The 24,312-nt window shown below is 40.4% G+C and carries 25 protein-coding genes and 1 pseudogene; 3 read left to right on the top strand and 23 right to left on the bottom strand.

Going from position 1 to position 24,312, the window contains the following annotated elements; genetic code table 11:
- Positions 1-14 precede the first annotated feature (14 nt).
- Positions 15-965, bottom strand: coding sequence for an amidohydrolase family protein (locus BUB56_RS06145; RefSeq protein WP_110940494.1), 951 nt, complete (start codon positions 963-965; stop codon positions 15-17).
- Between the two features lie 135 nt (positions 966-1,100).
- Here BUB56_RS06145 and BUB56_RS06140 point away from each other — a divergent pair, with 135 nt between their 5' ends.
- Both BUB56_RS06140 and BUB56_RS06135 read left to right on the top strand, forming a co-directional pair.
- A complete protein-coding gene (locus tag BUB56_RS06140; protein ID WP_110940493.1) occupies positions 1,101-1,637 on the top strand; it encodes an FmdE family protein in 537 nt (178 codons plus the stop codon).
- 217 nt (positions 1,638-1,854) lie between these two features.
- The gene (locus BUB56_RS06135) at positions 1,855-2,172 is read left to right on the top strand and encodes a YbjQ family protein (protein ID WP_110940492.1); all 318 of its coding nucleotides are present in this window, start codon (positions 1,855-1,857) and stop codon (positions 2,170-2,172) included.
- 185 nt (positions 2,173-2,357) lie between these two features.
- Here the strand turns inward: BUB56_RS06135 and BUB56_RS06130 are convergent.
- From BUB56_RS06130 to BUB56_RS06035, 20 genes and pseudogenes are all read right to left on the bottom strand, one after another.
- A pseudogene (locus tag BUB56_RS06130) lies at positions 2,358-2,834 on the bottom strand (beta-propeller domain-containing protein); the annotation flags it as partial.
- A 281-nt stretch (positions 2,835-3,115) separates the two neighbouring features.
- On the bottom strand, positions 3,116-3,637 hold the full coding sequence (locus BUB56_RS06125) for an NUDIX hydrolase (protein ID WP_110940491.1): 522 nt from the start codon (positions 3,635-3,637) through the stop codon (positions 3,116-3,118).
- A gap of 172 nt (positions 3,638-3,809) precedes the next feature.
- Positions 3,810-4,211: an arsenate reductase ArsC gene (locus BUB56_RS06120; RefSeq protein WP_110940490.1), complete on the bottom strand. Its 402-nt coding sequence runs from the start codon at positions 4,209-4,211 to the stop codon at positions 3,810-3,812.
- A gap of 41 nt (positions 4,212-4,252) precedes the next feature.
- Complete coding sequence (locus BUB56_RS06115) at positions 4,253-4,588, bottom strand: ArsR/SmtB family transcription factor (RefSeq protein WP_110940489.1); 336 nt, start codon at positions 4,586-4,588, stop codon at positions 4,253-4,255.
- Between the two features lie 83 nt (positions 4,589-4,671).
- Entirely contained in the window at positions 4,672-5,322 is a 651-nt protein-coding gene (gene phoU, locus BUB56_RS06110) for a phosphate signaling complex protein PhoU (RefSeq protein ID WP_110940488.1), read from the bottom strand.
- Between the two features lie 19 nt (positions 5,323-5,341).
- Positions 5,342-6,097, bottom strand: a complete 756-nt coding sequence (gene pstB, locus BUB56_RS06105; RefSeq protein WP_110940487.1) for a phosphate ABC transporter ATP-binding protein PstB — start codon at positions 6,095-6,097, stop codon at positions 5,342-5,344.
- Between the two features lie 21 nt (positions 6,098-6,118).
- Positions 6,119-7,018 (bottom strand): phosphate ABC transporter permease PstA, encoded by a 900-nt coding sequence (gene pstA, locus BUB56_RS06100; protein WP_207650405.1) that lies wholly within the window; start codon positions 7,016-7,018, stop codon positions 6,119-6,121.
- On the bottom strand, positions 7,018-7,920 hold the full coding sequence (gene pstC, locus BUB56_RS06095) for a phosphate ABC transporter permease subunit PstC (protein WP_110940486.1): 903 nt from the start codon (positions 7,918-7,920) through the stop codon (positions 7,018-7,020). Before pstC ends, pstA begins: the two co-directional genes overlap by 1 nt.
- Before the next feature lie 116 nt (positions 7,921-8,036).
- On the bottom strand, positions 8,037-10,250 hold the full coding sequence (locus BUB56_RS06090; protein WP_110940485.1) for a methyl-accepting chemotaxis protein: 2,214 nt from the start codon (positions 10,248-10,250) through the stop codon (positions 8,037-8,039).
- A 102-nt stretch (positions 10,251-10,352) separates the two neighbouring features.
- Positions 10,353-11,312, bottom strand: a complete 960-nt coding sequence (locus BUB56_RS06085) for a PstS family phosphate ABC transporter substrate-binding protein (RefSeq protein ID WP_110940484.1) — start codon at positions 11,310-11,312, stop codon at positions 10,353-10,355.
- A gap of 836 nt (positions 11,313-12,148) precedes the next feature.
- Entirely contained in the window at positions 12,149-12,880 is a 732-nt protein-coding gene (locus BUB56_RS06080) for a metallophosphoesterase family protein (protein ID WP_110940483.1), read from the bottom strand.
- Between the two features lie 152 nt (positions 12,881-13,032).
- Positions 13,033-14,034 (bottom strand): permease, encoded by a 1,002-nt coding sequence (locus BUB56_RS06075; RefSeq protein ID WP_110940482.1) that lies wholly within the window; start codon positions 14,032-14,034, stop codon positions 13,033-13,035.
- A 66-nt stretch (positions 14,035-14,100) separates the two neighbouring features.
- Positions 14,101-14,604 carry a MarR family winged helix-turn-helix transcriptional regulator gene (locus BUB56_RS06070; protein WP_207650404.1) on the bottom strand — a complete coding sequence of 168 codons (504 nt, stop codon included), beginning with the start codon at positions 14,602-14,604 and terminating at the stop codon, positions 14,101-14,103.
- A 418-nt stretch (positions 14,605-15,022) separates the two neighbouring features.
- Positions 15,023-16,192, bottom strand: a complete 1,170-nt coding sequence (locus BUB56_RS06065) for a permease (protein ID WP_110940481.1) — start codon at positions 16,190-16,192, stop codon at positions 15,023-15,025.
- A 598-nt stretch (positions 16,193-16,790) separates the two neighbouring features.
- Positions 16,791-17,024, bottom strand: coding sequence for a thioredoxin family protein (locus tag BUB56_RS06060; RefSeq protein WP_110940480.1), 234 nt, complete (start codon positions 17,022-17,024; stop codon positions 16,791-16,793).
- A gap of 75 nt (positions 17,025-17,099) precedes the next feature.
- Positions 17,100-17,630, bottom strand: coding sequence for a (Fe-S)-binding protein (locus BUB56_RS06055; protein WP_110940479.1), 531 nt, complete (start codon positions 17,628-17,630; stop codon positions 17,100-17,102).
- A 23-nt stretch (positions 17,631-17,653) separates the two neighbouring features.
- Positions 17,654-18,802 carry an aminotransferase class V-fold PLP-dependent enzyme gene (locus tag BUB56_RS06050; protein WP_110940478.1) on the bottom strand — a complete coding sequence of 383 codons (1,149 nt, stop codon included), beginning with the start codon at positions 18,800-18,802 and terminating at the stop codon, positions 17,654-17,656.
- Positions 18,803-18,832: 30 nt separating this feature from the next.
- Positions 18,833-19,330 (bottom strand): nucleotide triphosphate diphosphatase NUDT15, encoded by a 498-nt coding sequence (locus tag BUB56_RS06045; protein WP_110940477.1) that lies wholly within the window; start codon positions 19,328-19,330, stop codon positions 18,833-18,835.
- Between the two features lie 25 nt (positions 19,331-19,355).
- Positions 19,356-19,661 (bottom strand): AzlD domain-containing protein, encoded by a 306-nt coding sequence (locus BUB56_RS06040; protein ID WP_110940476.1) that lies wholly within the window; start codon positions 19,659-19,661, stop codon positions 19,356-19,358.
- A gap of 1 nt (position 19,662) precedes the next feature.
- Positions 19,663-20,415 (bottom strand): AzlC family ABC transporter permease, encoded by a 753-nt coding sequence (locus tag BUB56_RS06035; protein WP_110940475.1) that lies wholly within the window; start codon positions 20,413-20,415, stop codon positions 19,663-19,665.
- Positions 20,416-20,617: 202 nt separating this feature from the next.
- Between BUB56_RS06035 and BUB56_RS06030 the strand changes: the two genes are divergently transcribed.
- The gene (locus BUB56_RS06030; RefSeq protein WP_110940474.1) at positions 20,618-21,637 is read left to right on the top strand and encodes an FUSC family protein; all 1,020 of its coding nucleotides are present in this window, start codon (positions 20,618-20,620) and stop codon (positions 21,635-21,637) included.
- A gap of 3 nt (positions 21,638-21,640) precedes the next feature.
- Here BUB56_RS06030 and BUB56_RS06025 read toward each other — a convergent pair whose 3' ends face one another.
- Both BUB56_RS06025 and BUB56_RS06020 read right to left on the bottom strand, forming a co-directional pair.
- Positions 21,641-22,417 carry an acyl-CoA dehydratase activase gene (locus BUB56_RS06025; protein ID WP_110940473.1) on the bottom strand — a complete coding sequence of 259 codons (777 nt, stop codon included), beginning with the start codon at positions 22,415-22,417 and terminating at the stop codon, positions 21,641-21,643.
- Positions 22,418-22,837: 420 nt separating this feature from the next.
- Positions 22,838-23,983 carry a double-cubane-cluster-containing anaerobic reductase gene (locus BUB56_RS06020; protein WP_110940472.1) on the bottom strand — a complete coding sequence of 382 codons (1,146 nt, stop codon included), beginning with the start codon at positions 23,981-23,983 and terminating at the stop codon, positions 22,838-22,840.
- Positions 23,984-24,312: the final 329 nt, after the last annotated feature.

Here is a 24,312-nt window from a genome sequence, read left to right as displayed (position 1 = left end):
GGGTTTATTATCCTCTATTTACCCTCCCAGAAGATACCGCACGCATCGTAAAAGAAATTTTTATTTCCCGAGAGGAGGGTTCCTATTTCTTCCGGGCATATTGCCAATGCCTTCAATCCATTGGTATAGGTCATTTCATGAACTTTCTCTTTCCCAACTCCCGCCTTTATCATATGGTTCATCTCGTCAAAAATACCAGTCCCATGGGGTACACCGTAAGCTCCTGCATCACTGCCAATGGCAATTTTTACGCCAATCTCCAATCCCCTGCGAATGAGATTCTGATGATGCAAATAGGTTTTTTCTATAATAGGGAGCTCCTTTAAAAACCTATTATCCTGCTTATCTACTAGATTTCCTAGGGGTGCTAAGGTAGGAATCCATAAGATATCCTTTTCGGCCAGTCCCTGCAGCTCTCTTTCTGTCATAAAGTAACCGTGTTCCAACGTGTCTACTCCTGCATCAATGGCTCTTTGTACCCCTTCAGATCCATTGGCATGAACCATTACAGGTATGCCCTGTGCATGGGCAGCTGCTTTCATATAAGACATTTCTTTTTTTGTAAAGGCTGTAGCTCCTATTTTTCCATATTGTTCAAAGCTGACTAATCCCGTCAGCAGAATTTTTAAATGATCCGGTTTTTGTGTCATCAGATCCTGAAATTCTGTCTGAAAATCTTCCAGACCCATAACCGGTTTTCCGATAAAGGTTCCGTAATATCCCTTTTTATATAATCCATAGACAGGGGTCCTATAGATCATTCCTTCTTCCTGGGCAATCTCCCTGGCAATGGCAGAAAAGCCAAAAGCATCGCCCCCATCCCTCAGTATATAAATCCCTTTTTCCTTATATCCTCGTAAAACCTTTCGAATCCATGCTACCTTTGTCTCCCGGTTATCCATTTCCTTTGTATGACTTATGTCTATACCATTTAGGGCGATATGAATATGACTGTCAATCAGCATGTTTATTCCCTCCTTGGGACGGGTTCAATCTCTGGTAAATTATATCACGGGCTATGGATTTGGTCAAAATCAGTATCGTTGACACCTACATATAGCTGAACTATACTGAAATTATAAATATTAGGGAGGGGTTTTATGGACCATTTACTTTGGGAAAAAAGTATAGATTTTCATGGACATGCCTGTCCAGGACTAGCCATTGGCTTTAAAGCTGCCCTTGCAGCATTGGAAAAGCTGAAAATAAATCGTTCTTCCGATGAAGAATTGGTCTGTGTTACAGAAAATGATGCCTGCGGCGTGGATGCAGTACAGGTGGTAACCGGCTGTACTTTTGGAAAAGGGAATCTAATCTATCGTGGTACAGGAAAACAAGCCTTTACCTTTTTTCACCGTCCTTCCGGAAAAAGTATTCGGATCGTCTATCACAAAAGCCGCAGCCCTCACGGAACGGACAAGCATTCACGAATGATGGAGATTTTGGCTATGAATCCAGACAGCTTATTTCAGTTTAAAGTCCCCAGCTTTCAGCTACCGGAAGAGGCTCGGATCTTTAACAGCGTTACCTGCGAAATCTGCGGCGAGCAGGCTCCCGAGCATAAAATCAGGCTCCAGAATGAAAAAAAGGTCTGTCTGGACTGCTTTGTTCCTTATTCTAGAGAAATACGTCTTTAAAAATTTGCTTTCTGTTTTGAATCCTTGTTTGTGGGCATATTATAATAGAAAAGTTATTCTTATAGCAGTGTGATATTGAGTAGTTTAATATTCAACGGAACTGTGAGGGCACAGTTCCCTACGCAAACATAATACAGAAAGGTAGGGATCGACGCCCTCGTCGTTCCGGATATAAATTAGGATTCTCAATCACATATCTATGAAAAGGAGGATGCTTATGTTAATCGTTAATACGGAATCTATACACGGCAAGCAAATCAGTGAGGTGCTAGGCCTGGTGGAAGGCAGTACAGTACAATCCAAGCATCTGGGCAAGGACATAGCTGCAGGATTGAAAACTCTTGTAGGGGGTGAGTTGAAAGGTTATTCCGATATGCTGAACGATGCAAGGAAAATGGCGACGGAAAGAATGGTGGAGGAAGCACAGAGAATGGGTGCCGACGCAGTTGTAAACGTGCGGTATTCTTCCTCCGCTATCATGCAGGGAGCTGCAGAAATATTGGTTTATGGCACGGCTGTCCGACTAGCTAAATAATAAAATGCATATTTTGAAGATTTGCATTTTTTAGTTATATTTCATCTTTGTTCTAGGGTAGGGGTAGGCCTTGTGTCTGCCCGCTTTTTCGCAATCACATATCATTGCCCTCCTACAGTTCTTAACAAAACAGGGATAAATAAGAGTGGCGGGCATGGAAACCTGCTACTACAGCACATCATGTTTTATATTAATAACTTAAACTTTTCAACAGACTTACTCACATCAGGGACATCAAATACAGCGATCTTCATGCCTGCCTGCAGTGCCGCACCTTTCACCTCCATGACTTCCTTCCCAAAACCGATAATATGATTTTCATCATAGGGGTGCAGATAATCGCTGTATCCTGGAATCTTTAGATATCCCAGCATTTTTGGTTCCTTAGGCTCCTTTAGATCTAGCACGAAGAACGGGTCCGTCTCCCGGAAGGTTACCATGTAGCCTTTTGCTCCCACAAATCCCATAGCGTATATACGCTCTCCAGGAGCAAACCCTTCTAATTTTCCTACCCTTTTTATTTGCTCATCTAAAATATATACATTGTTCTTAGAAGTGAATTCATCGCTGCGCCACATTTCCCCAGTAGTCGTAGCGATTCTGAAATGCTTCTCGTCCTCGTCCATAGAAAATTGATTTAGAATTTGGCCTGGCACTTTGCCTTTATCAGCATACTAAAATTCGCCATTTTCCAGTTTAAAACGGTAAACTTCCGTATTGTGGTCATAGATTGGCATAATTCTGCTTGATTCCGTTGTCCCTTCTGTTTGGTTTATTTTCGGAAACGACAGCTGCTCCAATTCATAACGATTTACTGCAATATAGAGATTTTCCGGAGTTGAATTGAAACCAGCATCAATCCCTTTCTTTTCATTTCATCACGTCCTTTACAAATATTCTTTATATTTAAGACGCAGAAATCTGTAAATTGGTTCCAGTTGTTTTATATAAATTTTTCCGTTAGCAATACCCCAATTATCGTTTTTCCATCTTGAATTTCCCCAAGCTCTATCTTTTTCAGCAACTCCTTAAAGGGAATTTTATGAGAGGTCAATATTTCATCCCCATCCAAATGGGGTTTTGAAACCTCCTTGATTTTTGTGGCCAAATATATGTATATTTTCTCGTCATGAACACCACCGGAAGGATAAAATTCTGTCAGCAGCCTCCACGCCTCTGCACCATGACCGGTTTCTTCCTTCAGCTCTCTTTTGGCAGCCTCCAGGGGTTCTTCTCCCTCATCGATCAGACCTGCAGGCAGTTCCATCAGCTTGCACCCAATAGGATATCGATACTGCTCCACCATCAACAGGTGGTTTTCTTCATCTAATGCTACCACTGCAACTGCGTTCCGGTGTCTTACAGACTCACGATAGGTCTCTACCCCGTTTTCTAAACGAACCTTATCCTTCTCTACACGAATAATGATACCTTTATAAACCTCTTTACTATCTATTTTTTGCATGATCACACTCTCCCTTCTCTATAAACCTATACAGAGTATTCCCCTCCTACTTTGATTATAACATATCTTTGCAAATAAAAACGGGCAGACACAAGTCCTGCCCTCTTTCCGGAACGACCAGGGGTCGCTCCCTACATTTTTTCCCTGCTTTAAACTATTTTTTTAATATATTCTATAGCTCTCCTCGCTTCACTCTTTCGATCAAATCAACGACTTTATCCCGAATCAAATCCCTTGTGTTTCTAAACCCCTCAATCGGGCCCCCAGAGGGGTCTGTCAAGCCCCAATCCTCTTCATGCTTGCAGGGTATAAAGGGACATACTACACCGCATCCCATGGTAATCAATATATCTATTTCTTCGGGAATATCTGTTAACAGCTTTGGATAATGCCCGCTCATATCTACCCCGGCCTCTTCCATCACTTGAACAGCCAATGGCTTTACCTCATGATACTCCTCTGTTCCTGCAGAGTAAACTTCCAATACATCTGAGCCTAAGTGCTTGGCCCAGCCCTCTGCCATTTGGGAACGACAGGAATTGTGAATACATACAAATGCTACCTTCTTCTTCATGATGCTCCTCCTTAATATATGAGATTAGATTTAATTATTGCTTAGTACTTCATACAATTGTATTTCTCTTCCGAAACATCCTTAAGCAGCTCATTGGCCAGGGACAGTATCCTCTTTATCTTCTCATCCTTGATATTATAATAAATAAATTTGCCATCCTGTTTGGCATCGACCAAATCGCTTTCTCTCAAGCACTTTAAGTGGTTTGATATTTTTGACTGGCTAAAACCTGTAAAATCAATGATTTCTGTAACGGTTTTTTCCCCTTCCATCAGACACTCAAATATACACAAACGGCTATAATCCGCAAAGCCCTTGAAAAATTTGCTTACCAGCTTCAGCCGCATGATATCCTCGTTGTTAAGCTTGCCTTGCATCTAATCCCCTTCTCTCTTCCAAATATAACACCGTATTTTTATATTTTAGTATCACCATACCATGTTATATTCTATACCAAAGCTTAACAAATATCAATCCGGTCTCCGGTAACCATAAATATTATTCGCTCGCAAATATTGGTAGTATGATCAGCCATCCGTTCAAAATACCTGCCGATCAGCAGCAGGGATGTAACCTGTTTCGACGCAGCCGGATTATTTGCCATTATCTCCTGTAAATCTTGATTGATTTTTGAATATAACAAATCCACTTGTTCATCCATTTGTATTACGGCCTTGGCCATGTTTATATTTTCCTGTTCAAAGCTTTCAATAGTCAGTTTTAACATATCTTTTACCAGGTCTGCCATCTTAGGGATATCGATTAAAGGTTTTACATGGGCTTCGTTTCCAATGCTCAGGGTGATCTTTGCTATATTTACTCCATAATCCCCGATTCTTTCAATATCGGTGATGATCTTCAGAATCGTTCCTATCCTCCTTAAATCCTTTGCTATAGGCTGTTGCAAGGCAATCAAAGACATGCATTTATTTTCTATTTCCCTCTCCAATTCATCAACCTCATCATCCAGCCTGATAGCTTTATTGGCCTTCCCTAAATCGTGCTCCTTTAAAGATATAATTGCCAGTTCGATTACATCACGGGTTTTTTGTCCCATTTGTGTAAACATATCCTTTAGGGATTGTAGTTCCTTGGAAAACTGCTCCCTCATGTTCTAACCTCCTCTCTCTTTACCCAAACCTTCCTGTAATATAGTCCTCCGTTCTTTTATCCCTTGGCTTTGTAAACAATACATCAGTCTCTCCATATTCCAGCAGTTCTCCATTTAAAAAGAATCCTGTAAAGTCAGAGATACGTCCCGCTTGCTGCATAGAATGAGTTACGATTACAATGGTATATTTTTTCTTAAGTGCTTCAAATAACTCCTCAATTTTTTGGGTTGCAATAGGATCCAAAGCAGAGGTTGGTTCATCCATCAGTAAAACTTCCGGTTCCATAGCCAGACATCTGGCAATACATAATCGCTGCTGTTGTCCCCCCGATAAAGCTAATGCCGATTGGTGAAGTTTATCCTTTACTTCATTCCAAAGAGCTGCTCCTGTTAAGCTCTTTTCTACCAGCTCGTCTAATTGGCTCTTATTTTTTATGCCATGACGCTTTGGCCCATAGATTACGTTCTCATAGATGGTTTTGGGGAAAGGATTGGGTTTTTGGAAAACCATCCCTACACGCTTCCGCAAATCTACCACATCGGTTTCGTTTTTCAGTATATTTTCACCATCTAATAAAATGCTTCCCTCCACTCTGGTCCCTTCAATCATATCATTCATTCGATTCAGGGTTCTGATAAAGGTGGACTTACCGCAGCCTGAAGGACCAATCAAAGCGGTGATTTTATTTTCATGCACATTCATATGAATATCTTCTAAAGCTTGAAAAGCACCATAATAGAAATTCAAGCTTTCTACTTTTATTTTCAAATCCATGACTTACCTCCTGCAGCTTAATTAATCCGTTCGGTTTTGGTATTTGTTTCTCAGTATAATTGCCGTTGCATTTGCGGTCAGCAGCAATGCCATCAGTACAATAATGCCCGCTGCTGCAATATTCTGAAACTCTGCTTGGGGTCTGGATGTCCAGTTAAAAATCTGTATAGGCAGTACAGTGAAAGAATCCATAGGTCCGCTGGGCATAAATGCAATATACCCTGCAGCTCCAACCATAATCAATGGCGCCGCTTCTCCCATAGCTCTTGAAATGGCTAAAATGGTACCTGTCAGAATTCCTGGCAGGGCATAGGGCAGCACAACACCGGTTATGGTTTGCCATTTGGTAACCCCCAGAGCAAAAGAACCTTGTATTAAAGAGTCCGGTACGCTTTTAATCGCCTCTTGGGCTGCTACGATAATGACCGGCAGAATCAACAAGGTCAGGGTTAATGCTCCCGATAAAATACTCCTTTCGAAATTGAAAAAACGGACAAACACTGCTAATCCCAGCATTCCATATACGATAGATGGAACCCCTGCCAGATTGGCAATATTGATTTGTAGCAGCTTGTTAAGCCACGATTTGCTATTGGAATATTTTTCAAGGTAAATAGCAGTCCCTACACCTAATGGGAAAGAGAATAGGGCAGTTAGAGAAATTACCCATATGCTTCCCACCAGAGCTGATTTGATCCCAGCCTTATGGGGAAACCTGGAGGGCATGTTATTGAGAAAATCAAAGCTAAGATATTTAAATCCTGTACTAAAAATCTGATATAATAACAATGCCAGTACGATAATGCTCATTGTGGTGGCAAGGATTAAAAATCCATGGAAGACTTTATTTTTCAACTTTCTACTGTTAATGTTGTTTTTCCTTTTTATGGTATGCATATTGGTTTGCGTATTGATTTCCATCAATATTCCTCCCTATACTTATTCACGATCAGCTTGGCGACGATATTCATCATAAAGGTTATGACAAACAACAAAGCCCCCACGGCAAAAACCGTCTTATATTCAATGGTTCCATGCTGAATATCCCCAAGACTTATGTTTACCATGAATCCCGTCATGGTCTGTATACTCTTGAGAGGATTAAAGGTCAATGTAGGACTTGCCCCCGCCGCAATGGCCACAATCATCGTTTCTCCGACAGCCCTGGAAATAGCTAAAACAAAAGCAGAAGCAATACTGGATAAGCAGGCTGGTACAATGACTTTCATGGCTACCTCAAATTTTGTAGACCCAAGGGCATAGGCCCCTTGGCGGATTGAGTCTGGGACGGCCATCATTGCATCTTCACTGAGAGATGCCACCATAGGTGTAATCATAATCCCCACCGCTATACTGGCACTAGCTGCGTTGAAAACCTGGGTTTGAGGCAGTATTTTCTGCAATATGGGTGTAATAAAGGTTAATGCGAAAAAACCATAAACGATTGATGGAATACCTGCAAGTATTTCCAATACTGGCTTTACCACGCTACGTACCTTTTTATGGGCATATTCACTAAGGTAAATAGCCGTAAACAAACCTAAAGGCAATGCAATGATACTTGACCCTAATGCAATCATCATGGTTCCTACCAGTAATGGAAGAATCCCAAAATTTCTCGGATGCAAGGTAGGCGTCCACATTTTGCTGGTGAAGAATTCAATGATGGATACCTCCTGAAAGAAGATAAAGGTTTCCTGAAATAAAGTAAATATAATGGCAATTGTCGTCAGAATAGAGATTGCAGCAAAAAGCTGAAGGGCTTTTTCAATAAAGAATTCTCCCAAATGAACTTTCCTTTTTGCTTTTCCTTGACTTTTCATAGTAGACCTCCTGTTTCCTCATAAGAAAAAATCTTCGGTAATACACCAAAGATATATTCGTTTCTATATATATTATATCATGATATTATGATATTAAATCATAATTTTTTCTGCTTCTATGTTAAATCTTTGTTAAATTCAACCTGTAACATACTAATGGATTCTTTTAAATTATTGGACAGGGCACTGAGGTTATCCGCATAGTGCTTGATCTCTTCAACCATAGCAAATTGCTGCTGGGATGTGGCAGAGGCTGTAGTGGCAATATCTGCGGTTTCTGCAGCTATACAGGAAATCCCATTGATAGTATTGATAATTTCATTTTTTCCTATATCCATTTTATCTGCTGATAAAAGTATATTTTTTAAATACATTGCCATCTGTTGAATGGCTTCTTGTATCCTTTCAAAGGATTTTGCTGTATCCTCCACTGCAATACTTTGCTGTTCTACAATTCTTTCATTTAAAATAACCGCATTTTCAACATTTCTAGCCTTAACCTCAATTTCCTTAATAATCCCCTGTATGGTTGCCGTTTCCTGTGATACCTTTTCCGCCAGCCTTCTGATTTCATCAGCCACAACTGAAAACCCTCTGCCTGCCTCTCCGGCACGGGCTGCTTCAATGGCAGCATTTAGTGCAAGCAAATTGGTTTGTTTAGATACAGCTGTAATGGTGTTGATGATCATACCTATCTTCTTTATCTCCTCGTCCAGCTCTAGTACCACCCTATGTACCTGTGTAGAAATCTCATATCCTTCCTTCGATTTATTGCTTAATACTTCTACTTGTTTTAATCCTTCTTGCAGCACTTGTTCCGTTTCATCTGATCTATGGACAATATGAACCGTATTTTCATTCACATGGCTAATGATCTCTGCCAGTTCATTCATCTTATATACGCCCAACCCTATATCTCTGGCCTGTTCCCCAGCCCCTTCTGCAATATCACTGACAATTTGTGCAACATGACTGGTGTAATCATAGGTATTCCGGGATATATCTGTAAATTTATGTGCAGCTTCTGTGATCTCTATGGAGGCTGTCGTAATCCTTTCAATCAAATTCTCAAGATTTTCTACCATATGGTTAAAGCTGTCATTGAGCCTGCCGATTTCCTGATTCGTGTGATAATCAGACCTTACTTTTAACTGTCCTTTCGCTACTCGATTCATCAGTTCTGCCAGTTTTTGTACAGGTACTGTTACACTTTTAGAATATATCACCGCTACCGATAGACATAGTACGATCAATCCCAGGACCATGATTAAAATTAAGTTCCTTATGATCACCATACTTTTGTCGTACTCTGTTTTATCCATGGCGGCCACCACAAGCCAATCGGTGCTTTGCAGCTTCTGAAATGCAGCTACCTTCTGATCCCCATTTAATCTATAACTGCCAAAACCATTATTTTGTAGTTCATCTCCTATATTTTTCACGACATCCTGAATGAGTTTGTTTTCGACTTTGGTCATGAACTTCTCCGGGGTTTTATGATGAAGAATAAGGCCTTGATCATTTACAACATATACATATCCTGTCTCCCCTACCTTTAAGTCGTGAATAGGCGCTGTAAATTTTTCTAAGTCAAACATAATTACCATTACGCCCATTTGACTGGCTATGCTATCGATAGATTTTGCCACGGGAATGAGTATTTTTCCTGTTGCCTTGGATTCTATCGGCGCTCCCACATAAAAGCCGGTCCCTTTTTTTATTACCTGATAATAATCCGTATCTTGAATATTCATTTTGGTGTAAACTTCACGATAAGGGGAACCATCGGCAATGACGTTTCCCTGAATATCTGTTATAAACACGGTTTCATATAATTTTTCCGAGCTCTTTACCGCATTTTTCAATGAAAAAATCATACTGTTCAATTTGATTACATCGTTAATCTGCTGATCACTGTTCACATCTTCCAGAAGTACGAGCAAGTCTGATTGGGCCGATAGTCCCTTCAAAATATTCTCAGTACTCCTAATCGTACTGTCAATATTATTTGTGATCCCTTCAGCATATACAGACATCATTTTTTTCTGCGATAAAGTAACCTGTCTATAGGTGATCGTGAAGCTCACGATTCCTATCAGTAGAACCGGTAGAATAGATATCAGGGTAAATACAATAATCAGCTGCTTGCGCATGGGCATATCTGAATTTTTCTCAGGCAGCATTCCTTTGAGATTATGTAGTCTTTTCAACCATTGATGGTCTGGGTTTATTTTCTTTTCTAACGCAGCTTTAAGTCTTTTAAAACTGTCTTTTAGCCGACTGATTAGATTTTCTATCCTGCTTTTCCATGTTGAAAATTTTTCCATCATGTATGCTCTCCCCAAATATGATTTTGATTTCCATCCTTGCTTGGTTATGATAAAGCGCCTCCAAATAATCCTTTTGAAGGCGCTTTTCTTAGAATCAAATAACTATTTAATTTTATTTAGCCCAGCTGCATATTCTTCATCCGGAAGAGCTACATATCCTACTTCTTTAACAATATCCTTTGCCGTTTCCAAATAGAAGGTTACGAACTCCTTCACTTCCGGTTTCTCTAAGGATGCCTTGTTTACATAAATGAATAGGGGTCTTGACAATGGAGCATAACTGCCATCCTTGATCGTATCAAAGGTTGGTTCAATAGCACCATTTCCATTATCAATCTTAACAACTTTCAACTTATCCTTGTTTTCTTCATAGTAAGCAAATCCAAAGAAACCTAAAGCATTTTTATCTCCTGCAATGCCCTGTACTAGTACGTTGTCATCTTCACTTCCAATAAAGTCCGGTCTGATGGCACCACTTTTGCCATTGATTTCTTCTGTGAAATAATCGAAAGTTCCTGAATCTGTTCCCGGTGCATAAAGCTTGATTTCTTCTGCCGGCCATTCAGCTCTAACATCTTTCCAAGTCTTCACCGTACTATCTGGGGCCCAAATTTTCTTTAATTCATCAACAGTAAGATAGTCTACCCAAGTATTTGATGGATTTACCAATACCGACAATCCATCAAAAGCAACCTTTAGTTCTACGTATTCTACCCCTGCTGATGCAGCATCCGCAGCTTCTTGGCTTTTAATTGGTCTCGATGCATCATTAATGTCTGTTTCCTTTGCAACAAACTTCTTAAATCCGCCGCCTGTTCCGGAAACCCCAACAGGTATTTTTACATCCGGGTAAACTGCTCTAAACTCTTCTGCAATGGCTTCTGTAATCGGGAATACTGTAGAGGACCCGTCAATCTTAATTTCTCCTGAAAGCTTTACCTCTTCCTTTGCTGGTTCTTGTGCAGTTTGCCCGGCTGGTTTACTGCCACAGCCTGCTAATGCAATCATACTGATTACCAAAATCATTGCTAAAATTGAAAATTTGTTTTTGAACAACTTCATTTAGTCATTCTCCCTTCATTTCTTATAATTTATATTTAGGGAACCTGTCCCCAACCACCTTTTAAATCATAATATCACATTATCATGATGTGTTTGTTTTAAAAATGTTTTGTTCCTGTTAATTTCTTGTTAAGTATTCCCATTTTCTCTTGCAACCTTTTTACCTTATTCATGGTACTTTTATAGTTTAGATACCCTAATACACTAAAAATTATGAATGTACTGCTGATTATCATGATATTTTCTAGATTCATATTCATGGAATCACTTCCTTATAAAAAATAGGGGGTTGGCTTCCTCTTTCTATATTTACTTGTGGGAAGTGAATGGGAGGAGGAGGAAGCCAACATTGCATGAAAAAACCTTATCTCAAATTTATTATATCATGATATATTGATATGTAAATAAGTTCTATGTTAATTCTATGTTAATTCTATGTTAATTCTCACAGTCTCCTCTAGAAGCAGGTTGCACACTGTGCAACCTCTACCCTCGATGAATAGAAACCGTAGGGGCAGCATATCATGCTGACCGAATTATGTCAGATCTATGCATCTATCATAGGCGTCAACTTAACCCATAATTTGTCATCTTGAGCGGAGTAAAACGGAGTCGAAGGATCTTTAAGCTAGATGATATATTCTGATAATCAAAAGTAATCTTGCTTATGTTCTATAAGATTCTTCGCTAACGCTCAGAATGACATGCTTCTAAGGTTTATTTGGAAATAATTGGATTACGTTGACGCCTATGATTCATCTATTAAACAAATCAACGCTAGCCTAAGAAAGAGCTTTTATTTTAATAGTTCCAATTATCTAATCAAACAGTAAAAATCATAACTTATCGGTTCCTTTTCTAAGAATTGCAGCAAACTCATCTAGTAGTTCCGACTCCTCTATTTCCTTTGCAACCTTTTCGATGTCATATTCAACCCGTATAAACTCAACACGGACTGAATCTTTTATTTCTATAACACAATAACAAGCCCTGTTGTCACCATCCTTAGGACGGCCTACACTGCCTGCATTAATGAAGAGCTTACCCTTAACTGTTTTATAATAGGGATAGTGGGTATGTCCCATGATGATAATGTCCTCTTCATACTCTGAAGCAATTTCCCTCTGTTTTTCAATATCCTCTTCATAAACATAATCATTAATCGCATAGGGACTTGCATGAGTAAGCAATACTGTATACCCACCTTCCTCCAATATCAGTTGTTCCTCCAGTGCTCTCAAAAACTGTTTATTTTCTTCTGTGGTGTGATTTGCCGACCACTCCAAAGAATTCCTGGACCTCTCCTTACTCATTTTTGAGTCAATATGGCAGCCACAGCTGGGCAAATAAAAGCCCACCGCCTCGTCATAGTTTCCCAGCACTGTTTGAATGTTATTTTTTTGAATAAGTTCAATCACTTCATTGGGTCTAGGTCCGTATCCTACTAGATCTCCCAGGCAATAAACATCTTGAAAACCGATTTTTCTATTTACGATATCCTCCAATACCCGCTCTAGGGCCTCAATATTTCCATGAACATCTGATATAAATGCCATTCTTTTTCCCATATCCATCTCTCCATTTTTTACAATAAATTTGTTGATCTATTTATCTTATACCATAATGATTTTCCATTATTCAACAAAATAGAGAGGTACAAATTCTACCTCTCAGATTTTATTGTAAACTATTTACGATGGAGTTGTCATCTCCTAAAATCCTATACCAGCATATTGACTAAGGCTTGATATAGGTATCCAAAGCATATTCCGCCGAGATATACAAAACCTACATAGAACAATATGGCCTTTTTCCTAAGTATTGTTGACATACCTGCAATTACTGGAATACCGGTGGCTTTTCCCGTAATTAAAAAGGCTAAGACTGCTCCTTCACCTGCCCCTGAATGCATAAAGGACTTCATGATCGGCAATGAGGCCGAACCCGATACATACAAAGGTAATCCAATGGTTGCACCTAATGGGATAGAGTAGCTTTTATCCTGACTGAAGAGGGCCAAAATCCATTCTTTTGGGATTATCATCTCCACAATCCTTCCAATGGCAATGAATACGATAAAAGCAAGAAGAATCTTCTTAATTCCAATATTATAGAATTCTTTCACAAATTGATCTATCTTATATTTTTCTCTGAAGCTCTGCTTATGTTGGGTCATTACTTCTTCTTGTGAACAGCATGCAGCAGGCTCTAGTAAATCTATCATTCCATCACTTTCTTCATCCTTATTACAGCAGCTTTTCTGACCTTGTGCATTTAGTCTAAACTGTCCTGCAAAAAAGTTGGTTTTCATGTCCAGCAAATGGGCTATGAAGCCTGCCAGTAACCCTAATGCGATGGAAGATATTAAAACCATAGTGGCGAATCGAGCCCCAAAGAAGCTGGTCTGAAACATAAATTCTGAGGGACTGGTTAAAGGGGATGATACCAAAAAAGCCATTACAGCCCCCCAGGGCATGGAAGAGATAAACATGGAAAGCAGCACCGCCATGGTTCCGCAGGCACAAAGGGGTGTTAGAGCGCCAAAGGCCACTGAACCAGGCACCGACAATGCAGCATTTTTCTCCAGATATTTTTTTAGCTTCATAGCATCAACATATACGTTGATGCTAACGGCCATGAGAATACCTATGAGTAGGATATGCCAATCGGCTTTTAAATAGTTAAATACGGTGAGGAGTACATCCTTCACTAAATTCATCATACCTCATTCTCCTTTTCATTTTTGTATTATGCATAATTTGTATCATACAATTATTTGTGAAAATTTTTAGCAGCAGTTTGGATTTGCTTTATCAAAGGCGTTAAGCAGTAGAAATACAGCGTTTAATACGTTGTCAACTTGCCCCTCTGGTAGATTCTGAATAATATTCTTGTAATATTTTCGTATGCTTTCGTTTAACTGCAATGCAGTATTTCTTCCCTTTTCCGTTAGTTCTAAAACTACGATCCGCCGGTCCTCTTCCTGACGCTCTCTCGAAATCAACTGATCTCTAACCAGCTTGTCGATTACCCTAGTCATGGTACTGGTATCCAGGTTCATTTTATGACTGATTTCGTTCATGGTCAATTGCTCTACTTTCAATAGTTCCAGAAGGCAGTAGCATTGGGTCGTAGTAACACCAAATATTTTAATCTGATCTCTCTCGATCAATTGGAATACTCTTACCAGCCGCTGAATCATATCACCTACTTCTTCTACACAGCAGTCCTCATTGCTTGTATCTTGTTCTTTTAAATCCTTGATTGGATCATCTATTTCTCTATTGTTCATCATACCTGCCTCCTTGTTTTTAATTGTATCATGCAAATATTGTATAGTCAATGTAATTTTAGTTTTTTGTTTCATTATATAGAACATCCATTTATATAGATTTACGCGTCTACAACAAGATGTTGTTTTGTAGGGGCAGACCCATAGGCGTCAACGTAATCCAATTATTTCCAAATAAACCTTAGAAGCATGTCATTCTGAGCGTTAGCGAAGAATCTTATAGAACATAAGCAAGATTACTTTTGATTATCAGAATATATCATCTAGCTTAAAGATCCTTCGACTCCGTTTTACTCCGCTCAGGATGACAAACTCTGGGTTAAGTTGACACCTATGGGGGCAGACCTGCGTGTCTGCCCCTACAAGAGTACATTTATTTCTAATGGCGTAAATCTATAAATAATAAATTGTATCAATTCTAAAAAAAGGTTCCATATACGATACCGGCAAAGGTGGCCATCACCACCACCAATGAAACAAATACCACTGTCTTTTTCGTGCCCATGACCTGACGGATTACAAGCATATTGGGCAGAGATAATGCCGGTCCAGCCAGCAGCAGAGCAAGTGCAGGTCCCTTCCCCATCCCTGCGCCAATCAATCCCTGCAAAATCGGTACCTCCGTCAAAGTGGCAAAATACATGAAGGCACCTGCAACCGATGCAAAAAGGTTGGCTTGTATGGAGTTGCCTCCTACTAATCGCTCTACCCATATGGACGGAATCAAACCTTCATGTCCTGGTCTTCCAAGTAAGATACCGGCAATTAACACTCCGAAAAACAAGAGTGGTAATATTTGCTTTGCAAAGCCCCAGGTGGAACTAAACCACTCATCTCTTTCTTCTTTATTGAACCATTGTAAGGATGCATAGAGTATTACGGCTAAGAAGCCCGCTGCCAAAATCCACTTCATACTAAATATAGTTGCCCACAACCCAGTTGACTGCATGGGTCTTCCCCAGTTTGCAAATACTAAAACTCCTACCATTGAAAAGAAATATACAGCAGTTTTCCATAGGGGCTTATCATCTGTATCCTCATGGGCAAACATTCTGGCATCTTTATTTGTATTCTCTTTTTCTTCTTTTAGGAATATCAGGTGCATTAAGTAACCGATCACAATACTAAATAATACTGCACCCAATGCTCTGGCAATTCCTAGTTCAGGGCCTAATACCCTGGCGGTGATCACGATAGCCAATACATTGATGGCCGGTCCTGAGTAAAGAAAAGCTGTTGCAGGGCCCAATCCGGCGCCTTTTTTGTAGATACCCGCAAATAGAGGCAGGATCGTACAGGAGCAAACAGCCAATATGGTTCCGGATACTGCAGCTACCGAGTAGGCCACCCATTTTTTGGCTGTAGGTCCGAAATATTTAATGACTGCATCCTGGGATACAAATACGGCTACTGCTCCGGCAATAAAGAATGCTGGTACCAGACAAAGCAATACATGCTCTCTGGCATAATCATTTAGCATGGCAAAGGATTCTATGATAGCCCCCTGAAATCGAAGGCTGTTTACAGGCATAAAATATGCAGCTAGAAATACACCAACGATGATCCAAAACTTCTTCCACTCGCTCATGGTTCTGCCTCCAATCATATGATAAATATATAATGATATTATTATATATTTATCATATGATTATTTAATGATTCTGTCAATGCCTAACAGCTTTAGATATGTGCATAACTGCAAAAATACATTCTTCCTGCATCGCATCCCCTCCAAACTGTTATATAGATAATGATCTATATATATTATGTTATGCATATAGATACGTGTCAATGTATTTATGAAAAATATAGACTGATTGGTTTATCAGTCTGTTATAGGATTTGATATTCATATCCATTCTATTCTTTTCCCTTATGGATTTGTCTCTTCTGTAATATATAACTGATATCTGCCGTATCCTTCAATATTTATCAGCAGTACATTATTTTGAACATAATTCTGTAATATGCTTTTTTCCACATATAATTTTATGTCCTCTATTTCGAACAGCTGGAAGTGCTCTAAATTCTCTGGTTCTCCCATCAGACCTGATGGCGTCTTAAAGATAGATCATCAGCCCTTTAGCGTAATTCGACCTGTAACATTCATCGAATCCCCACGTTCACGAATATAGCTTAATAGCCATGGAGACAATTTACCTTTTCTCATCCATTTCCTCCTGAAGCTACTTTATTAAAAAGCCTTTAATCTCTTCTGTAGATGGAATTCTTCCCGATGCCTTGATTTCTCCATCAATAATCAATCCTGGGGTTTTCATGACACCAAGATTAATGATATCAGAGAAATCTGTCACCTTTTCTACATTGGCCTCCATATCCAGTGCCTGCAAGGCTTCCCTTACATTGGCCTCTACGGTCTTGCAGTTCTTACAGCCTGGTCCTAATACCTGAATCAACATGATAAGCCCTCCTTCATAATAATATATTTATATTTTTATATTATGATTATTTAATGTTCATGTCAACCTAAAATATTAGGCATAGCCTAATATTTGCAATACATCCTCCAGCTTCACCAGATTCCCCTTATAGCCTTCCTCATAAAGGGGGCGGCAGTTTTTGATATTCTGCGCTCCGCTGATCAGTTTTGAAGCGAAGGCCATACAAGCGGTTTCTCCGCACCGTCTGCAATTGAGCTTTGGCAGATTTTTATAGACCTGGATAGGGCTGATTCTCTCCCTCATTTCATACAAAGGTTCTATATTTTCCCGATTATCATACGTATCATTGATTAAATTCTGCACCAGACCCATAACTTCAAAGGCATCGGTTTCATTGATCACCTTTGAAACCGCCAGCTTTTCAGGATATATTGTGATCATACGAAACTCTTTATGGAAAGTTAAGGTACCGGCAGCTTTATGGTAGATGGCAGTCTGCATCCTGCCGTTAATATAGGGAAGTATCTCTGATACATCTCTTGAAAATTTGGCTTTAAATTTCATTCTGCCAGCATCGGCAGTACAAGGTTGTATACGTGTCATCTTCACTTCTTCCAAATACATTTATAATTCCGTCCCCCTTAATTTTACTTATCCCCTATAATCTCCTTTAATGCCTCCACAAGTTTATCGATGTCTGATTTTTCATTGAAATACCCAATCCCTATTCGTAAAGTTCCTTCTTTTTCTGTTCCAATAATTCGGTGGGCCGTGGGGGCACAGTGCAAACCGACACGAACCATGATATTGTAGTCTTGGTCTAGCCGATAGGCCACATCTTCTCCCGATATCCCCTTCAGATTGAAGGATAAAACCCCTACAGCTTTTTCCGCATCCTTTGGTCCATAAATGATAATATTTTTAACCTCACAGAGTCTCTCCAGCGCATAAGTTAAAAGTCTTTTTTCTTTATCCAATATTGTCTCTATGCCTTCCTTTTGGATGAATCTCAAGGCTTCTCTCAGTCCAATGATACCGCTGACATTTAAAGTTCCTGTTTCAAATTTGTTTGGATAGTACTCAGGTTGAAATTCATAAGCTGAATCTCCTCCTGTTCCGCCATGCTTTAGTGGATTAATCACTCCATTCCAATTAATAATCAAACCTCCTGTACCCATTGGCCCCATAAGACCTTTGTGTCCTGTGAAAGCTAAAAGATCAATATTATCCTTCTCAATATCAATTGGGTATACTCCAGCAGTCTGAGCTGCATCTACCAGAAAAGGAATCCCCAGTTTTCTTGCAATAGCCCCTATCTCTCTCACAGGCTGTATCGTTCCCAGGACATTTGATGCATGGGTAAATACAATGAGCCTGGTATTTTGCTGTATTGCTTTCTCAACATCCTCTGGATTTGTAAATCCTTCCTTTGTAGCAGGGATGGCTGTAATACGAATGCCTCTGTCCCTTTCTAAGGTCTTTAGACATCTCCATACTGCATTATGCTCTAAACTGCTGGTAATGACATGATCCCCCTGTTTCAAGATGCCATTCATCACCAGGTTTATGGATTCTGTTACATTGGAGGTAAATATCACCTTTTTAGAATCATTAAAATGAAAAAAATCTGCCAGGAGTTTTCTCGTCTCATAAACCAACCGATCCGCTTCCATAGCCCGCCCGTAGGCTCCCCTGCCGGCTGTAGCTCCATTGTACAGCATATATTCATATACAGCCTTTGCTACCTCTTGTGGCTTTGGAAATGATGTAGCTGCATTGTCTAAATATATTCCCATAAGTCGCCCCCCTTACGATCTTCTCTAGAATTATTGAATCAATTCCTCTGACTTTAACTTCTCAATAACTATCCTATCTGTGGGAAAAGCCAGCTCTGGCATATCTTCAAAAGTAAAATATCCCACTTCCTCCAAGTCATCACCGGCTTTTTCCTCTCCATCCATCACTTCTGCCATGAACCAGATTCCAACGGTATGCTGTGCCGGATTATGAAAATTCGATAGAACCGTGTAAACCTTCGATATACTGATCGTTAATCCTGTTTCCTCATAAAATTCCCGGATGACCGCATCATAGACATCCTCGTCCCATTCCACATAGCCGCAGGGAATACACCACTGTCCCGCGTAGCTCCCCTGCCGTTTCCCCAACAGCAGCTTTTGATCCTTGATGACAATGGCCGCAACCCCTACAGCAGGATTCTGATAAAAGGTAAAGCTGCACTGGGTACATTGAGGCTTATTCTTATCCTGTGTTTTTTCAATACTTAATGCCCCACCGCACTTGGGACAAAAATGATAGCGCATTTTTCATACCTGCTTTCATTATATTTTATTGCATCAGCAGCTGCCATAGAAAAACGGTGCTGATGCTGCCAAATACTACAATGATTAAATTAAACCGGAAATAAGCAAGGCCTGCTGCCACCAATCCCCCGGCCGCTGCCGAGGACAAACTGCTGGTAGATGTCAAAACTCCCGGGAATATTAGGGCTCCAAGGGCTGCATAGGGAATAAACCGTAGAAATCTCTGTAAAAAGGGATGCAAGCTCACCTCCTGCAGCAATACCATAGACAGCATACGGGAGCTATAGGTTACAAAGCCCATCCCTAAAATCAGCAATACCAGCTGCTTCATTTTATAACGCCTCCTCTGTATATATCAGGGCCCCTGCTGTTGAGGCCAGGATGGTTGTTATTACGATTTTCCAGCCTGTTGAAATGACTTCCAGTCCAGGAGTCCAATGTAAGATGCCATGCAGCAGTACAGCCAGCATAGCGATATGAAAAATTGCCTTCTTTTCTCGAGCTGCTGGAACAAGCAATCCAATAAACATGGCATATAGAGCGATTCCCATACTGCTTTGTACAGAATCGGGCAGCGCAGTTCCTAAAAATACTCCTGCCCAGGTCCCTGCATTCCAAGCACTAAAGGCGATAAGGTTTAGACCTAGCAAAAACCAGGGGTTTAACTGCTGTTCTTTTTCCATTGAGGCCACAGCGAAAGTCTCATCAGTTATTCCAAAGGCCAGCAATGCCATCCAGGGCTTGGATAATCCTTTTTCAATTCTTTGAGAAATGGAGGCACCCATAAGAAAATGTCTAAAGTTTAAAATAAACGTCGTTAATAGGATTTCCCAGTATCCTGTATGCAATGCCAGGAGATTTACGGCTACAAACTGGCTGGCGCCTGCATAAACCACCAATGACATCATAATACTGATGGCATTAGGTACACCTGCTGCCTTAGACAGTAATCCGAAGGTTATGGCAATTGGAATATATCCTACGGCTATTGAGATTCCTGTTTTCATCCCCCGAATCAGCTGTCTCCCTTTTTTTATTCCAGCATCCTCATTTGGGTTGACTTTTATTATGTTTTCCTGTTTCATCCTATTGATGCATCCCCCTTTGACCAAATGTACAACCATAAACCTGGTTATTTCTATATATACTACATGGATTTATTCGATAAATCAACTTCTATTTCCTTCAATCAGCATTGAATCCCATTGCATAATAAATTCATTCCTGCAAAAACCTATAGGATAATCTATTTGTTTTTTAGATTGAAAATAATTGAAGGTGAAGGAAATGAGAATTGGTCTGCGTACCATCAAGACAGGCATTGCTGTAGCCTTGGCTATCTTGATTGCTCCCCTCTTGAAAATTGACAATCCCTTTTTCGTGGTCATCTCCGCTTTGATCGCCATGCAGCCTACCGTATCCGATTCATGGAAAACCGGTATGAACCGGCTGCTGGGTACATCCCTAGGATCTGCTATAGGCTTGGCCTTCGTGCTCATGTCTCCCGGCAACCCTCTTGTAACCGGAGCTGGAATCATTGCACTGATCTCCATTATGAATCATCTGAAATTACAGGATTCTATTGTCATGGCCAGCATCGTATTTGCCGGAGTTTTTTTTAATGCAGAGGGTCAGTATATTGATTTTGCTTTTCGAAAGCTAATGGACACCTCCTTGGGCATCAGTATAGCCCTGGTTATCAATTTCAGCATTTATCCTCCAGTCTATCATCAAAAAGCCTTCGTATCTGTGGAAAAGGCACTAAAGGAAATCCTGGGTACAATCATCGAAATGCTGGAAATACTACTAGGAGAACATGAAAAAGACCTTGCCCAGCTGGATGACCGGCTAAAAGAACTTTCTCATCGGCTGCAGCAATCAGAAAAAATGCTGCAGCTGCAAATCAAGGATGAAAAGCTAATGTCCTATGGCAGCATGCACAGCAGGGAGATGCTGGACACAGTAAATCAGGCAAAAGTAATTCTGCAGCATCTCCACCCCATTCTGCAGATTCTAAACAAAGACATCCACCTCCGGGTGGTGGATCCTGTGCGGGAAGCCATGCAGAAAAACAAAGGGCTGTTAAAAGAGTTGGAGCCTATGGTTCCCGAAAACTGCGCAAAGAACAATAAGCTCCAAAGGGCTTTTTCATTTATTTTATCGGATATCCAAGAAACCAAAAACTGGTTTATCTTCAACGCTGAACACAGCAACTTCCCCGTTGACGATGTTATCAGCTTATTGGTTCTGCTCTACAATTTAGAAGAAATTATCTCCATCTACTGCAGCATTCTCCAGGAATCCTAATCCTTAACCTTTTATCAGATGCTCATAACCTATTAAAGCAGCTCCAATGGCTCCATTAAATTGGGACAGTGGTGAAACAAAAACCTCTGTGTTCAATTTCTGGCCCAACAAATCTGACAGTAGGGGATTACGAGCTACACCACCGGAAAAGAAGACCTTTCCCTGTATACCTAAGCGGCTGGCAAGTGAATAGGTTTTATTCACTACTGACTGAAGCAATCCCGCAGCGATACTCTCCTTCGAAGCCCCCTCCGCCATAAGGCTTACTACCTCTGATTCAGCAAACACGGTGCACATGCTGTTGATACTGCGTGGTTCTGCTCCTCTGGCGATTTGGGAAAGCTCGCTGACATCCACTTCCAAAGCATGGGCCATCACCTGCAAAAACCGTCCTGTTCCCGCTGCACACTTATCATTCATCAGAAAATCCACTACAGCACCTTCCTCATCCACTCGGATAACCTTACTATCCTGTCCTCCTATGTCTATGACAGTTCGAACAGCAGGATTCAGATAATAGGCCCCTTTCCCATGACAGGTTATCTCTGTGACCTTTCGGTCAATAAAAGGCAAGGCGATTCTCCCATAACCGGTGCCCACAATCATGGCAACCTGTTCACGTTCTATATTTCCCAACCTCAGAAGCTCCTCCATAATTTTTTGTCCCGTTTCCTTCGGACTCCACCCTGTGGGCATGATTACCTTGGCAGCAATGCCTTTTCCATCATAGGCGATGGCCTTTGCTGCTACGGACCCCATATCGATGCCAACACTAATCATCTGATCACATCCTTGTTTATAAGTACTAATATAGATTTACACGGCTACAACAAGATCGCATTTTGTATGGGACGACACATAGGTCGTCCCCCATAGGCGTCAACTCAATTAAAATATTTCCAAATACACCTTAGAAGCATGTCATTCTGAGCGTTAGCGAAGAATCTTATAGAACATAAGCAAGATTACTTTTGATTATCAGAATATATCATCTAGCTTAAAGATCCTTCGGCTTCGTTTTACTCTGCTCAGGATGACAAATTATGGGTTAAGTTGACGCCTATGGGGCGTCCCCTACATTTATCTTTCATTTTACTGGCCTAAATCTATATTGCACAGCTTCTGAAAAAAAATAATAGTTAGAAAGTTTTTCATTAACAATCTATAAGAGCCCCATATTCATGGAGCTCTAAAGCTGCTTTACTTTATGGTTTCTAAAAATGCTTCCAGCCTAACCTTCAATTGGCCCGCGTCGGAATCTGAATAATCGGTTTCAATCTGGATAAACGGCAGATTTAGCTTTTCCTTTGCAAACTGACGTACCGTGTAGGATTCGATATTGTATGTATGACAGGCCTGCCATGTTAAGTCTACAATACCATCCACCTGATACTCCTTAGCCATTCTTTCGATCAGGTCCAGTCTTCCGTTGTTTGGTGTCATACAGGAACATGGCGTTGAAAGGTACTTTTCCGCCAGTGCTTCAATAGGGGCCTTCTCCTCATCTACCAATACATCCAGTCCTTTATATCCTGTACAGTTCTCTAATGCAACTACACTGGCACCGGCTTCTTCAATGATCTTAAGGACCTTCTCGGAACCGCTGCCGATTGGACATCCTGTTAACAGAATTCTGGGACTGTCTGCTGTAAATGGAGAAATGCCGTTTTCAATCTGTTCTTCTACTTGAGCAATCAAACGCTCAATGATTTCGATCCCTGCTTCCTTATCTATATTAAAGCCCTTCAGCCATTGAGCCAGCATCATATCCATTCCTGAAAGAGGAGCCGGTTTATGGGCATTGAGCTGGTGAAGCTTTCGCATGACCTTTCTTTCTCTGTTCATCAGTTTGATGGCATCCCGAAGCTTTTCATCAGTAATCTGTACCTGGAATTTATCTTCTAGATAGTTTTTGAATTTCACCATTTCATTTTTCCAAGCTTCCAATGCATCCTCACCTTGAGCAGTTTGGGGCAGATTCATGATATGCATAGGTTTGATCTTACCCATCAATTCATACATTTTCTTCTTTCCATCGCAGGTAGTTTCAGCCAGTAAAACATCGGAAAAATAAAAATATGGACATTTATCTGTAATGGCAAAGCCGTAACTGGATTTGATCAAGGGACATAAATTTCGCGGCAGGTGCTTTTCTGCATCTTCAATAGGCTCCTGTTTTGTACCGCATAGGGTTACTGCAATGGCGCCCGCAGCCAGTGCAATTTCCTGCGGTGAAAATACACAATACATCCCTACAACTTTCCTTCCAGCTTCGCTTGCTTCCTTTACCTTTACAGAGTTGATTCCTCTTAATCCTTCTACTTCTTCCATCATTGACGGCCTCATTCACATTTCCCCCTTATTCATATTTAATTAGCTCGTTGCAGAACTCTACAACTCGCACAAATACTGCATTTTAATCTATTGAAATGGCTAAGTTTCCCCCGTTTTGGGTATATATACATTGTGAAATTGTACATAACTCAAAACTTACAAGAAAGGAGAAACTTATGCCAATTTCAGCGAAACAATTAAATCTTTGTGATATCTCATCTGACTTTGATAAGTTTTTTCATCAGGATCAAAATAATCTACTTTCTCTATTAAAGCAACATATTGATATTACTCCGTTTATCCCTTTTTCTTTTTATCAAAAGTATTATTCTTCACTAGGT

The organism is Geosporobacter subterraneus DSM 17957 (assembly GCF_900142145.1).
Taxonomy (GTDB): domain Bacteria; phylum Bacillota; class Clostridia; order Peptostreptococcales; family Thermotaleaceae; genus Geosporobacter; species Geosporobacter subterraneus.
Note: the sequence above shows the minus strand (reverse complement) of the source record. Positions and strands in the feature narration are given on the sequence as shown.